At 33.8% G+C, this 13,924-nt stretch carries 14 protein-coding genes; 6 read left to right on the plus strand and 8 right to left on the minus strand.

The genetic code is table 11. The features are described 5' to 3' along the window. Positions 1 to 32: 32 nt before the first annotated feature. Complete coding sequence (locus IMZ30_RS05730) at positions 33 to 1,184, minus strand: beta-ketoacyl synthase N-terminal-like domain-containing protein (RefSeq protein ID WP_207039590.1); 1,152 nt, start codon at positions 1,182 to 1,184, stop codon at positions 33 to 35. A gap of 175 nt (positions 1,185 to 1,359) precedes the next feature. Between IMZ30_RS05730 and IMZ30_RS05735 the strand changes: the two genes are divergently transcribed. From IMZ30_RS05735 to IMZ30_RS05750, 4 genes are all read left to right on the plus strand, one after another. Then, complete coding sequence (locus tag IMZ30_RS05735) at positions 1,360 to 2,541, plus strand: stage 0 sporulation family protein (RefSeq protein ID WP_207039591.1); 1,182 nt, start codon at positions 1,360 to 1,362, stop codon at positions 2,539 to 2,541. After that, positions 2,522 to 3,025 carry a gliding motility lipoprotein GldH gene (locus tag IMZ30_RS05740; protein WP_207039592.1) on the plus strand — a complete coding sequence of 168 codons (504 nt, stop codon included), beginning with the start codon at positions 2,522 to 2,524 and terminating at the stop codon, positions 3,023 to 3,025. The genes IMZ30_RS05735 and IMZ30_RS05740 overlap by 20 nt, the downstream gene beginning before the upstream one ends. Next, positions 3,015 to 5,321 (plus strand): penicillin-binding protein 1A, encoded by a 2,307-nt coding sequence (locus tag IMZ30_RS05745; RefSeq protein ID WP_242529705.1) that lies wholly within the window; start codon positions 3,015 to 3,017, stop codon positions 5,319 to 5,321. The genes IMZ30_RS05740 and IMZ30_RS05745 overlap by 11 nt, the downstream gene beginning before the upstream one ends. A gap of 79 nt (positions 5,322 to 5,400) precedes the next feature. Next, positions 5,401 to 6,501, plus strand: a complete 1,101-nt coding sequence (locus tag IMZ30_RS05750; protein WP_207039594.1) for a hypothetical protein — start codon at positions 5,401 to 5,403, stop codon at positions 6,499 to 6,501. Positions 6,502 to 6,645: 144 nt separating this feature from the next. On the opposite strand, the gene IMZ30_RS05755 is transcribed toward IMZ30_RS05750, so the two are convergent. From IMZ30_RS05755 to IMZ30_RS05765, 3 genes are all read right to left on the minus strand, one after another. After that, positions 6,646 to 7,644 carry a ligase-associated DNA damage response exonuclease gene (locus tag IMZ30_RS05755; RefSeq protein ID WP_207039595.1) on the minus strand — a complete coding sequence of 333 codons (999 nt, stop codon included), beginning with the start codon at positions 7,642 to 7,644 and terminating at the stop codon, positions 6,646 to 6,648. 72 nt (positions 7,645 to 7,716) lie between these two features. Continuing rightward, a complete protein-coding gene (locus IMZ30_RS05760; protein WP_207039596.1) occupies positions 7,717 to 8,112 on the minus strand; it encodes an HIT family protein in 396 nt (131 codons plus the stop codon). A gap of 1 nt (position 8,113) precedes the next feature. Further along, positions 8,114 to 9,916 carry a GNAT family N-acyltransferase gene (locus tag IMZ30_RS05765; RefSeq protein ID WP_207039597.1) on the minus strand — a complete coding sequence of 601 codons (1,803 nt, stop codon included), beginning with the start codon at positions 9,914 to 9,916 and terminating at the stop codon, positions 8,114 to 8,116. 186 nt (positions 9,917 to 10,102) lie between these two features. Between IMZ30_RS05765 and IMZ30_RS05770 the strand changes: the two genes are divergently transcribed. Further along, entirely contained in the window at positions 10,103 to 10,522 is a 420-nt protein-coding gene (locus IMZ30_RS05770) for a CBS domain-containing protein (RefSeq protein ID WP_207039598.1), read from the plus strand. Between the two features lie 280 nt (positions 10,523 to 10,802). Here the strand turns inward: IMZ30_RS05770 and IMZ30_RS05775 are convergent, their stop codons facing one another. The 4 genes from IMZ30_RS05775 to IMZ30_RS05790 are packed head-to-tail and all read right to left on the minus strand — an operon-like array spanning position 10,803 to position 13,241. Further along, positions 10,803 to 11,270 carry a hypothetical protein gene (locus IMZ30_RS05775; protein WP_207039599.1) on the minus strand — a complete coding sequence of 156 codons (468 nt, stop codon included), beginning with the start codon at positions 11,268 to 11,270 and terminating at the stop codon, positions 10,803 to 10,805. Continuing rightward, on the minus strand, positions 11,271 to 11,501 hold the full coding sequence (locus tag IMZ30_RS05780; RefSeq protein WP_207039600.1) for a hypothetical protein: 231 nt from the start codon (positions 11,499 to 11,501) through the stop codon (positions 11,271 to 11,273). A gap of 9 nt (positions 11,502 to 11,510) precedes the next feature. Further along, positions 11,511 to 12,698 carry a cystathionine gamma-synthase gene (locus tag IMZ30_RS05785; RefSeq protein ID WP_262896752.1) on the minus strand — a complete coding sequence of 396 codons (1,188 nt, stop codon included), beginning with the start codon at positions 12,696 to 12,698 and terminating at the stop codon, positions 11,511 to 11,513. A 15-nt stretch (positions 12,699 to 12,713) separates the two neighbouring features. After that, positions 12,714 to 13,241 (minus strand): CIA30 family protein, encoded by a 528-nt coding sequence (locus tag IMZ30_RS05790; RefSeq protein ID WP_207039602.1) that lies wholly within the window; start codon positions 13,239 to 13,241, stop codon positions 12,714 to 12,716. Between the two features lie 43 nt (positions 13,242 to 13,284). On the opposite strand from IMZ30_RS05790, the gene IMZ30_RS05795 reads away from it, so the two are divergent. Then, complete coding sequence (locus IMZ30_RS05795; protein ID WP_207039603.1) at positions 13,285 to 13,899, plus strand: DNA-3-methyladenine glycosylase; 615 nt, start codon at positions 13,285 to 13,287, stop codon at positions 13,897 to 13,899. Positions 13,900 to 13,924 lie beyond the last annotated feature (25 nt).

Consider the following 13,924-nt stretch of genomic DNA (forward strand, 5'->3'; position numbering starts at 1 on the left):
TGTGTATTATTTTCAAAAATGCTAGTCTGTTTTTAATTGATAGCTCTTAAAATTAAGCTGACCGCATTTCCACCAAAACCCACAGCATTTACTAAAACTGATTTAATAGATTGGTTTTTAGTGATTTGTTGATTGTAAAAAGGGTTTTTATAAAAACCATGCTTTAACATATAAAGCGCTGTCTGAATACTTAACATTCCTGAAGCTCCAAAGCTATGGCCAATTTGCCATTTATTAGTGGTTAAAAGTGGTAAGGTTTTAAAAACAGCTTTTACCGCGTTGATTTCGGCTTGATCACCTTTTTTTGTTCCAGGCGCATGCATTACAACCGCATCTACAGTGTCTAATTGGGCTTCTTTTAAAGCCATTTTCATAGCGTCTTGAAAGCACTGTGCATCAGTAGAAATTGAAATATTATGTGTAATCATTTCAGTTGCATAGCCACATCCAACTACTTCTGCTAATGCATTTTCTGCTTGTTTTGTTAATAAAGCAGTTCCGGCAGCCTCAGCTAAAATCAAACTGTTTTGCTGTTTTTCTAACTCTAAACTTCTGCATGGTAGCTTGTCCTTAAAATTTGAATATAGTTTAATAGCCTTCATTTGTGCAATAGTAAAATGGGTTAAAGGCGATTCGCTTCCGCCAACAATAAAGGCTTCACTCATGCCAGATTGTAGCCATGCCTTAGCATTTAAAAACCCATGTAAAGCCGTTGAACATGTAATTGAGTGACTAATTTGAATACCTTTTAAACCAATATCTTGAGCTGGCCAGGTGGCTAAATTGCCTAAAGTTGTGGTTGGAGAACTTAATGCGGAAACTTTTCCTTGCTGAATAAATTCTTGATGGTAATTTTCGAATAATTCGGTAGCTCCTCGCGATGAGCCTATATTTAGACCAGTTGAAGTTTTGTCGAATTTTTGATTTTCAATACAAGCTCGCGTGCACAAAATTGCCATAAGTACACTACGGTCTAAGCGTGCATATTTTGGCTGCTCGAAGATTAATTTTTGTATGCTTGCTTCAGCCGAAGACGATAACCGTGAAACTTTTAAGACTTCATCTTGAAAGTTAAAATCACTAAACAGAGCTTCAGTTTTGCCATGTTGATCTTCAACCTCTTGAAGGCCAAAACCATAAGCAGAAATACTACTAAAACCGTTGATGTAAATGCGTTTTCTCAACCTATTTTTTTAGCAAATATCATAAAAATACAAGGTTTAAACTCGAAATAATACCTAATTTGTAGCTTTAAATTGAGGCTTAAAAATTTCCTCTAGCAATATTTTAATATCTTTGAGGTTTATTTAATAAACATGAATCTGAAATACTAAAAATTAGTATTTAAAACATATAATTATGGGATGTAGCAATTGTGCTAGTAAAAATGATGGTTTGCCCAAAGGATGCAAGAACAATGGAAGTTGTGGTGTAGATTCTTGCAATAAATTAACGGTTTTTGATTGGCTTTCAGACCTAGAATTACCGAGTGGTGTAGAAAAGTTTGATGCGGTAGAAATTCGTTTTAAAAACGGCCGGAAATCCTTTTTTAGAAATACAGAAAATCTTAGCCTGAGTATTGGTGATGTTGTTGCAACCGAAACCTCACCAGGCCATGATATTGGCATTGTTACCATTACTGGAGAATTGGTGAAAGTGCAAATGCGTAAAAAGAAACTAGATCCGTACGCAGCCGAATTACCAAAAGTTTACCGTAAGGCTAACCAAAAAGATATTGATGTTTGGGAAGAAGCTAAAGCTCGAGAAGAAAAGGTAAAAGTACGTGCAAGAGAAATAGCGATTAGACTTCAATTAAAAATGAAAATTAGTGACGTTGAGTTTCAAGGTGATGGCTCAAAAGCAATTTTCTATTACACGGCCGAAGAGCGTGTTGATTTTAGACAGCTCATTAAAGAATTTGCATACGAGTTTAAGGTTAGGATTGAAATGAAACAAATAGGCTTCAGACAAGAAGCAGCTAGACTTGGTGGTATAGGCTCTTGTGGTCGAGAATTGTGCTGCTCTACCTGGTTAACCGACTTTAGAAGCGTAAAAACATCAGCAGCAAGATATCAACAACTATCACTAAATCCTTTAAAATTGGCTGGGCAATGTGGTAAATTAAAGTGTTGCTTAAATTACGAGCTTGACTCTTATTTAGATGCTTTAAAAGATTTTCCTAGACAAGACCAAAAGCTCATTACTGAAAAGGGCGAAGCCGTTTGCCAAAAAATAGATATATTTAAATCAAAACTCTGGTACGCTTATAGAGATGATTATAATAATTGGATTGAGTTAGACACACAAGCTGTAAAAACCATCTTAAAAGCCCAAAGAAATAATAAACCTGTCGCTAGTTTAGAAGAATTTATTGAAGATAAACCTGTGGTTAATGTAGACTTTGAAAATGTTGTTGGTCAAGACAGTTTAACCAGATTTGATAAACCTAAAGGAAGACATAAGAATAAAGGTAAACGACGCCATAAACGTAAGAAATCAACACAAAAAAATAAGTCGACTAATGCTAAGCAAAAGTCTTAAGTTTATTATCATTAGCTTAGGCTTGGTAAGTATTTCTTGCCAAGATGAAGCAGTGTATTTTTCAAAATATCAAAGTTTTCCGGAGTCATGGCCAAAAGAAGTTCCAGCAGAATTTTCGTTTGAAGCGCCAGATACAACTGAAGTTTATAATGTATTTGTAATGCTTAGGAATACGCAAGATTATGCCTATAGAAACTTATTTTTAATTTCAGACATAAATTTTCCTAATGGTAAGGTAATTGTAGATACTTTAGAGTATGAAATGGCTTACCCTAATGGCGAATTAATGGGGCAAGGTTTTGGGCTAAAAACAAATAAACTTTGGCTTAAACAAGGCGTAAAATTTACAGAAATTGGTAGTTATAAGGTTAATATTAAACATGCCATGCGTGCTTTTGGTAAAATTAATGGTTTAGATAGCCTTCAAGGAATCACAGATGTTGGACTTCGCATCGAAAAACAAAATCAAGAAAATGACAACTAAAAAAAAACCAAGCTTTAAAAAATATATCATCTGGTTTTGGGGCTTATTCTTTGGCGGAATTAGCTTAGTGGTTTTATTATTTTTATTAGCTAGTTGGGGCGTTTTAGGAGAAATGCCAACCTTTGAAGAACTTGAAAATCCTGAAACAAATCTTGCAACCGAAGTTATTTCAACTGATGGTAAAACATTGGGTAAATACTTCAAAGAAAACAGAACGCCGATTAAATATGAAGACTTACCTGAAAACTTAATCAATGCTTTGGTGGCAACGGAAGATGAGCGTTTTTACCAACATTCTGGTATTGATGCTCGCGGGACTTTAAGAGCCGTAGTTTTTCTTGGTTCTCAAGGTGGTGCGAGTACAATTACGCAACAATTAGCTAAACAACTTTTTACTAAAATAAGGTCTGATAATTTAGCCGAAGCAATTATTCAAAAAATAAAAGAATGGGTAATTGCTGTTAGACTCGAAGAGCAATATACCAAACAAGAAATCATAACAATGTATTTAAATAAGTTTGATTTCATTTATGGTGCAGTGGGTATTCGTTCGGCGGCACGTATTTATTTTGATAAAGAACCAAAAGAACTTAATATAGAAGAGTCGGCTGTCTTAGTAGCAATGCTTAAAAACCCTGGTTTATACAATCCGCTTCGTGAAAGATTTAAAGAAAATGCTTTGAATCGTAGAAATACCGTCTTTAGCCAGATGGAAAAAAATGGCTACATCACTAAAAAAGAAAAAGATTCTCTACAACAATTAGAGCTAGTGACCAATTATTCGCCAGAACAACATGATGACGGAGTAGCAACATATCTAAGAGCTTATGTTCAGGAATTTCTAAAAGATTGGGTTAAAAATAACCCTAAACCAAATGGCGAATTGTATAATATTTATAGCGATGGCTTAAAAGTCTATACATCTATAGATTACCGCATGCAAACTTATGCTGAAGATGCCGTTAACCGCCATATGAAAAAGCTTCAAAAGGAATTTAACCGACAAAACAAAACCAATCCTACCGCACCTTTTAGAAGTGTGTCTAAAACTGAAATTAATCAAATAATTAATAAGTCTATCAAAAACTCAGGACGCTATAAAGAAATGAAACGTAAAGGTTTCAGCGAAGAAGAAATTTTAGCTAGTTTCGATAAAAAGCGTGAAATGCGTTTATTCTCTTGGAATGGAACAATAGACACTACATTAACACCAAGAGATTCTATCCGTTATTATAAATCTTTTTTAAATACCGGAATGATGTCTATGACACCACAAACAGGAGAAATTAAAGCTTGGGTAGGTGGTATTAATTTTAAGCATTTTAAATATGAACACGTTAAACAGGCAAAACGGCAAGTCGGTTCTACTTTTAAACCATTTGTATATGCAACCGCTATAGATCAATTACATTTATCACCTTGTTTAGAGTTGCCCAATACTAAACATACAATTCCGGCTGGTCGACATGGCGTAACAGAAGATTGGACCCCTAAAAATTCTGGTAATGAATATGGTGGTGTTAAAACGCTAAAGCAAGCTTTAGCAGAATCAATTAATACAATTACAGCAAGAATGATTGATCGTACAGGACCTGAAAATGTATTGAGTTTAGTTGATAAATTAGGTGTAGATACCTCTAACATTCTGCCGGTTGCCGCAATTGCTTTAGGTACACCTGATTTAAGTGTTTATGAAATGGTTTCAGCCTACTCAACCTTTGCTAATAAAGGTGTTTACGTTAAACCCTTTGTAGTCGAACGCATTGAAGATAAAAACGGAACCATTATTTATCAGCACCAACCTGAAAGTCGAGATGTACTTAATGAAGAATCGGCTTATGTTACCATCAACTTATTAGAAGGCGTTACACGTTTTGGTTCAGGTCGCCGTTTAAGAACTAATTCAAACTATCTTAAAAACGCAACGCATTATAAAAGAGCAGTCACAGGTTACCCATACGCGTTTGAAAATGCCATTGCGGGTAAAACAGGAACCACTCAAAATCAAAGTGATGGCTGGTTTATTGGTATGGTACCTAATCTAGCAACTGGCGTTTGGGTTGGTGGCGAAGAACGTTCTGTTCGTTTTCCTAGTATTACTTATGGTCAAGGCGCAACGATGGCTTTACCAATTTGGGGTATGTACATGAAAGATATTTATGCCGATGAAAATTTAAACATTTCACAAGAAGAGTTTGAAAAACCTGAACAACTGAGTATTCAAATTGACTGTGGAACTGATAATGAGGATGAAACAGAAGAAGATTCAAGAAATAAAATTGAATTAGATTTTTAATGAGTTATGCTTTTGTAGATTCTAGGCACTTATTTTTAAATGAATATAGCTCTAGTTAATAAGTGCTACAATATTTTTAATGAAAAAAATCCAGTTTATAATTCTTGTTTTTAGTATTGGAGCTTTTGCACAAAAAGTGACCTATAACCACATTGTTGATTCAACAAATCGGGCAACTAAGGAAGTAATGATATTGTTTGAAAACTATTTGGCTTCAAACCCTGAAAACAAATCAAAAAACTCATTCTGGAATATTAAAGAACAGCAGAAATATAAAAATTATGATTTCTTAGAAAGTGAATTTCACCCTTCACTTTACATGGGATTTCCAGTACATGTTTTGAGTATAAAATTCAAAAAAGACACCTGTCTAATTAAAGCTCAGTTTTCTTATTGCGATGAAGATGGTACACCTTATGTTTTGGCAATTGCAAATTATGTCGCAAAAAAGTTAAATGGAACCTTCAAACTGTTTAATGCATTGTCTCTAAATAGAAAAAATTGGAATTGTAGTACGGTTGGCGTTGTAGACTTTTATTATCCAACATATCATAAATTTAATTACCATAAGGCTCAAAAACTTAATGATTTTATAAACAAGATTTGTGAGATTTTTGATCTTCAGCCGAAATATTTCGAGTATTATTTTGCTGATGACTATGATGAAATTCAAAGATTAAAAGGTCTTGATTATTATATTGGTATGGGCGGAAAATCTAGGCCAAGTGGAAAAGCAACAAGCGATAAAGTTTATTGTGCCGGGTTAGGAGAATATTATCCGCATGAAGTTTTCCATGTTCAAATAAATGATCAATTTCCAAACATGCATTTTTGGATTTCTGAAGGAGAAGCAACTTTATTGGGTGGAAGCCGAGGAAAAAGCTTAGACTGGCATATAAAACGAACAAATATTTATTTAAAGAACCACCCTGAAATAGACTTAAAGTCTATGCTTAAGTTATCGAATTTAGATGACCAAACTTCATACCACTATGTGTTGGGTGGCCTGATTGCAAGGAAAATATTAAATAAAGGTGGTTGGAATTTGCTTAAGAAATGTATGTTAATTGTAAAAACTGATGAAGATTATTATAATGCAATTGAAAAGTACCTTGGCGTTAATAAATTAAATCTTAACGAATATATTCGAGAACAATTAGAAATTGAATCAAAAAAATAAGTTTTACCATTCATTTATTGTATATGTGACTCTTAACAATTTAGTAGGATGAAAAAATTAAACTATATCCTGTTTTTGCTTCATCTCTCATTTTAATTTCGTGCTATTCCTCAAAATAATACTGAAAAAGGTGTGCGTAAGTTTTTACTGATCAATATCTAAACTTGACTCATATTGGGTTTCTTGGGTTCTGGCATCATAACCTAATTCTGTAAGATACCGTGCAAAAATAGAGGTATATCCATGTGTACAAATCACTTTTTCGCAACTACTAAGTTTTATTGCTTGAAGTAAACCATCCCAATCACAATGATCGCTTAGCACAAAACCTTTATCGATTGCTCGACGTCGGCGAGCACCTCTAAAAGTCATCCAACCACTTGCTGATGCAGTTACATAAGGCACCATTTTCCTTATCCAAGTACTACCGTGAGTACTCGGAGGTGCTAATACAATATTACCACGTAATTCTTCCTTTTTAATGTCTCTTGTTATTTTAATAGTTTCTGGCATTTCAACTATATCGCGAATAACTTCTGTCATGTTTTCTATGGCACCATGGGTATAAATTTTACCAATGTCTGTGTCTAAAAATTTCAGTAGTCTCTGGGCTTTTCCTAACGAGTAGCCAAATAGAATTGAGGTTTTACCTTCGGATTGATTTTGTTGCCACCACGCATTAATTTCTTTAAATACTTCAGCTTGAGGTTTCCATTTAAATGCAGGTAGCCCAAAAGTGCACTCGGTAATAAGCGTATGGCATTTTATGGGTTCGTAAGGTGTGGCCACACCATCATTTTCAGTTTTGTAATCACCTGTAAAAACCCAAACTTCACCTTTGTGTTCTACTCTTACTTGTGAACTTCCGATAATATGACCAGCTGGATATAGCGTAAATTTTACGTTATTGATGCTAAAGCTTTCACCATAGTTTTTACCAGTTACAGAAATATCTCCTAAGCGGTGTTTAATAATCGGAATATTATCATGGTGAGTGATGTAGTTTTGGTGGCCGTAACGTGAATGGTCAGCGTGACCATGAGTGATTATAGCGTTTTTAACAGGTTTCCAAGGGTCAAGGTAAACATCGGCAATTTTACAGTAAATACCTTTTGTATTAAATACTAAAAGTGGTGAATTCATAGCTTAAACATAAGCTTTACATAAGGTAAGTTGAAGCTTGTTTTAAGTGTTTAAAACTTATTTAACGTTTGCCTAGAGTTTAACTTCTGCCGAAATGCGTTGGGCAAGTGTTTTAAATTCGGCTTCAGTAAGTTTTACTTTTTTATCAAAACGAATATCGTCCATATGGTTTAAAGGAATTAAGTGCACATGTACGTGCGGAACTTCTAAACCAACAACCGACATCCCAATACGTTTGCAGTTGATGGTTTTACGTAAAGCTTCAGCTATTTTCTTTGTGAATTTTAGTAGTTCTAAATAGGTCTCATCATCCAAATCAAATAGTTTGTTAACTTCTTTTTTGGGTATACAAAGTGTGTGGCCTTCAGCATTAGGATTGATATCTAAAAAGGCTAAAAAGTCTTCATTTTCAGCGATTTTGTAAGCAGGTATTTCGCCATTAATTATCTTAGTAAAAATTGTTGCCATTTTATTTTTCTTTGTTTTGTTGTTCTAATTCTGCCTGAAATTCTTCCATAACAGGCTTTACAGTGCTTTCTGGTATATCTTCAATTCGAATATACATCAGGCCATCAACAGAGTTATTAAACATTGGGTCAACGTTAAAGGCCACTACTTTAGCGTTTTGCTTGATGTATTTTTTAATTAAAACAGGTAGCCTCAAATTATCGGGTTCAATCTCATCAATTATTTTATCAAATTTATTAAGATTAGCTTGAGTGGCATCAAAAACAAAATCTTTGTCGGCGTCTTTTAACTTGACTTTAAATTCTTTTTTAGGTCTTACAAATTGAGCCATATAAGGGTCATAATAATTTGATTTCATGAACTCAATCATCATAGATTTAGAAAAGTTTGAAAATTTATTACTAATACTAACACCACCAATTAAATACTTGTGTTCTGGGTAACGTAAGGTACAGTGTACAATACCTCGCCAAAGTAAAAATAAAGGCATTGGTTTTTGTTGATAATCTTTTGTGATGTAAGCGCGACCCATTTCTATAGATTGGCTCATGATTGTATAAAGTTCAGGTTCAAACCTAAAAAGCTCGTTAAGGTAGAAGCCGCTAATGCCATATTGCTCAAATATTTTAGATCCTAAGCCCATACGGTAAGCACCAGCAATGCGTTGAGCTTTACTGTCCCATAAAAACATGTGGTGGTAGTAATGGTCGTAATGGTCTAAATCTATAGATTTATTAGTGCCTTCCCCAACCGACCTAAACGTGATTTCTCGTTGGCGACCTATTTCGCGTAAAATATTTGGAATTACATCGGCTTCGGATAAGTAAACTTCGTAATTATTACTTTGTAGTAAACGTTTACTGTCTTCTCGACATTGGTCAATTTCTTTTTGTATAGCGCTAACTTCAACCTCATCAATAATATTTCTTGGAGAACGCGGAAATTTAATTTGTTTTGGGATGTGTTCTAGTAGCTTCTTTTTATCGTAAGCATTCGCCAACATATAGGTCTTGCGCCTGATAAAGTTAGTAAACTCATCTAAGCTTTCACATTCATTTTGTTCTTTTAAACTAATAGCATTGCCGATTCGCACTTTAATACTTCTTCGTTGAGGTCTCGATAGCATTTCGCTAGGTAGTTTAGCTGTTCTTAGATTATCACTTATTTGTGCTAGCTTATAAAATGCAGGACTATTTTTAGCATGAAAATAAATTGGGATAATTGGTACTTGGCATTTTTGTACAAGCCTCATAGCTTCTGGCATCCATGGTTTATCAACAATCAAGCCTGATTCTTTCCGTGTGGAGACTTCGCCTGCAGGAAAAATTCCAAAAGGATGCCCATTGTTTACTTGTTTAAGTGCTTGCCTGATTCCAGCGACACTTGATTTTATATCTTTTCTTGTTTCGAAAGGATTAACTGGCATGACGTAAGGTTTCAGAGGCTTTAATTTGTGCAGTAAAAAATTAGCCACAATCTTATAGTCAGGACGTTGTTCAAGAATTAATTTGAGTAAAATTAACCCATCAATTCCGCCAAGCGGATGATTAGAAACGGTAATAAAAGGACCTTCTTTAGGAATTCGTTTTAAATCTTTTTCAGGAATTTCAAATGATGCATCAAGCTCAATTAATACAGCATCAATAAATTTTACACCATCTAGATGCTGATATTTATCGTAAATAGCGTTAAGCTGATTTAGCTTAGTAAGGTTTAAGACCACTTGCCCAATTAAGTTGCTGAGAAAACCAAACTGGTCTAACTTAAGTGCTGATGAAATTTCTTTTGCTGTTACTATGGCCATAATTTGCGAATTGCAAGGGGTAAATATACTAAACTTTCCTTTTTAAACTGTTAATAAAGTAGACCTCTATTCACCTTACAAAGCGTATGACTTCTAAATAGAAAGATTAACCAAAAGCTGATGCTTGTCATAATTTAAAAGTATTATTAATGAGACTTTTACATTAATATTTTAAAATTGAACATCATGAAAAAACGCGAACCAGTATCTAAAATAATGACTGAAAATCTTGTTAAACTAAATATTCAAGACTCACTAACTAAGGCTGAATCATTATTCAAAAAGCATAAAATTAGACATATTCCTGTCGTGAAAAATGAAAAAGTAGTTGGAATGTTAAGCTATACAGATTTAATGAGAATTTCTTTTGCTGATGCTACAGATGATGATGGCGAAGCAGTTGAAACAACCGTTTACGATATGTTTTCATTAGAACAGGTGATGACCAGTAATGTTGAAGTGATTGCTCACGACGCTAATATTAAAGATGCGGCTGAAGTATTTACCAAAAAAGAGTTTCATGCCTTGCCAGTAGTTAAAGAAGACAGCCTTGTAGGAATTGTTACAACAACTGATATGATTAAATATTTAGTTGAACAGTATTAACACTAAAAAGCGATTCAGATTTTTTAGAATCGCTTTTTAATTAATTGATAGGTTATTTTTAATATTCAAAGTTTTTAAAAAATTCACTTGCTGTCATAACTGCTAATAATGAATTTTTAAAGTCTTTTCCATTTCTTGTTATTATAATTTCGCAAATGATTTGAAACCTTCTAAGTTTTTCTCTTGCTATTTTTTTCTCAAATTTTGAAATTAATTTACGGTCGCAAATGAAATAGGCGAGAACAATAAATTATTAATAGCCATTGGTGTAGGCAGTTTTTTAATCAACTATTTCAATTTTTTTTACGTTAATTACTTTTCCGTTTTCAAAAGACAATTCTAAGTAATTAAACTGCCAACCAAATCCAGCACCAGACATTCCCAAATCGTATTTCCATAAATTAGTCGAATCGATTGATTCAGGTTTTCCAATGATTTCAACTATTTCAGATTGACTTTTTCCTATGAGTATTCCGCTTTCTACAATATCATCTCTCATTTCGTGACGCGAATGTTTGTCTGCAAACCAATTTTCTTTGTCAAAGTCATATTGCGGTTCGTGAAATAAATAGCTAAAAAAAGCGAAAATTAAAATTAAATATAAAATTGGTGCGATAATTATTGTTCCCGCAATCGAAGTTAAATTCCGTGTTTTTTTATTTTGAATAAATCGTTTTAAAATCCAACCTAATATGAAAAATATTGGTATTGCGATTATTAATATTATTATTGGAACTTCAGGACTCATTCAGTTTTTTAAATTTATAAGCCAGTAGTTAAAGTATAGTTTTGCAGTAACTACAGTAGAGGCAATCATGAGAACATAAATCATGGTAGCATTACTTTGAAAAAAACTTTCAGTAAATAAATCGGTAATACTTAAAACCAATAGCCCATTGCCTATTAGCCACAACAATCCGAAACTGGCTAAATGTTTCTTTTTAGGGTTTGTGAAAAAAGTTTTATGTTTATTTTCCATAGCTTGAATTTAAAAATTTAAAGCTTGCTCTAAATCGGCTACTAAATCTGTTTCATCTTCAATCCCAACACTTAACCTAATTAACGAATCTACAATACCTAATTTTTCGCGCTCTGGCTTTGGTATAGAAGCATGCGTCATGCTTGCCGGATGTCCAGCTAAAGACTCTACGCCACCAAGAGATTCAGCTAAAGTAAAAACCTTCAACTGTTCTAAAAATTTAATGGCATCGTTAAGATTATCACCTTTCATAGAAAACGAAACCATACCACCAAAATCTTTCATTTGGCGTTTCGCAATGTCATGATTCGGATGCGATGTTAAGCCAGGCCAATAAACGTGATTTACACTAGGATGTTGTACTAAAAACTCAGCAATTGCTTTTGCGTTTTCAGAATGGCGTTGCATGCGTAAATGTAAGGTTTTAATGCCTCTAAGTGCTAAAAAACTATCCATAGGACCAGCAATGGCACCGCTAGCATTTTGAATAAAAGAGAGTTTTTTAGCGAGTTGTTTATCTTTGGTAACAAGAGAACCCATAACAAGATCCGAATGTCCACCAAGATATTTGGTTGCACTGTGCATGACAATATCGGCACCTAAATTTAGAGGATGTTGAAGGTAAGCCGTTGCAAAGGTATTGTCAACCACTAAATTAATATGATGCTTTTGCGTAATTTCAGCTATAGCTTTTATATCAATAATATTCATCATTGGGTTAGTAGGAGTTTCAACCCAAATCATTTTTGTGTTTTTGTTAATATAAGAGGCCAGAGTTTTGGGATTGCTCATCCCAATAAAATGAAATTTGATACCAAAATCTTTAAAAATGGAATTAAATAAACGGTAAGTCCCACCATATAAATCATTTGTTGAAATTACTTCATCACCAGGTTTTAAAAGCTTCATTACCGCATCTATAGCTGCAAGTCCCGAACTAAAAACTAGGCCATGTGTACCGTTTTCTATTGAAGCCAAAGCTTTTTCAAGCGCTGTTCGTGTTGGGTTGGCACTTCTAGAATACTCAAAACCTTTATGTTGACCTGGCGAAGCTTGTGCATAGGTTGAGGTTTGGTAAATAGGTGGCATTACTGCACCATACGCAGGATCAATATCCTTTTGGCCGCCATGAATCACTTTGGAGTTAAATTTCATAAAATTAGTTTTATTAAAGTTCTTTAAGCTGAAAGTCGAAATGAATTTCAAACAAATTTATTGAAATGATATTTCTTTAAGTTCTAATTGAAATTTTTCTGGTTTTTTATTACCGATTAAAATAGAAATTTCTTGAATGCTTGAAGCATCAAAGTTTGGTAAATCTAGTTGGCGACCTCTAAATTGAGGTTTAAACTCACTTAGCTTAAAGCTTATTTTTTGCCATTCGCCATTAGTCTTAAAACTCTGATGATAATTGTAGGATTGACTGCGCGATGATTTTAATCGAAGTTGATAAGTTGTAGGAGCTGACTTTACCATTACAGTAACTGTCTCTATATCTTTTGTGGAAACCTCTTCAGGTGTAAATTGTAACATGCAAAAGCCACCATTATTTTCTAAACTCACTTGGCCAGTAAATAATAAAGCATCTTTTGTAAATGTGTATTTGCTTGTAGAAATACCACCCATTACAGCATCATTAACAATCTGCCAATACTTAGAATTTTGGTATTTTGGTGTCGAAAAGTCGTAGTTTTGAGTTTGCATGAGGCTTGTAATTAAAAGTAAAAAGAATAATTTCATAAGATTCAATTTTTATAAATTTATAATTTAAACTTAGTTGAAGATGCCAAACCGCCATAAATTAACACAATCTTACTTTTTGAATAGTGATGTAGTAAGCTTAGCCAAACAGCTATTGGGTTGTTACATCCACACAAGAATAAATGGAAAGTATTGTTCTGGTATCATCACAGAAACTGAAGCCTATGCTGGTAAAAATGATAAAGCTTGTCATGCCCATTTAGGCCGATTTACCGAGCGAACAAAAGTCATGTATGAAAAAGGTGGTATAGCTTATGTTTATCTTTGTTATGGGATTCATCATTTATTTAATATTGTTACCAATTCAGCTGGGAATGCCGATGCAATTTTAATCAGGGCTGCCGAACCAACTGAAGGCGTTGAGCACATGTTAGAGCGTCGAAATAAATTAAAACTTACACCACAATTAACCTCAGGTCCAGGTAATTTTACTAAAGCATTTGGCATTACAAAACAACATAACGGCTTGGCAGTTACAGAGCACCAAATTTGGTTGAGTCAAGGTACTCCAATTACTAAAAAAGATATCGTAAAGACACCACGTATTGGAATTGATTACGCCGAAGAAGACGCTTTACTGCCTTGGCGGTTTTATCTTAAAGAAAATAAGTTTGTATCTAAAAAAAGTCACTCTTAATTTATTAATATTACGCTATAAAACT

Origin of the sequence: Psychroflexus sp. ALD_RP9 (genome assembly GCF_017311165.1) — a bacterium.
Lineage (GTDB): Bacteria > Bacteroidota > Bacteroidia > Flavobacteriales > Flavobacteriaceae > Psychroflexus.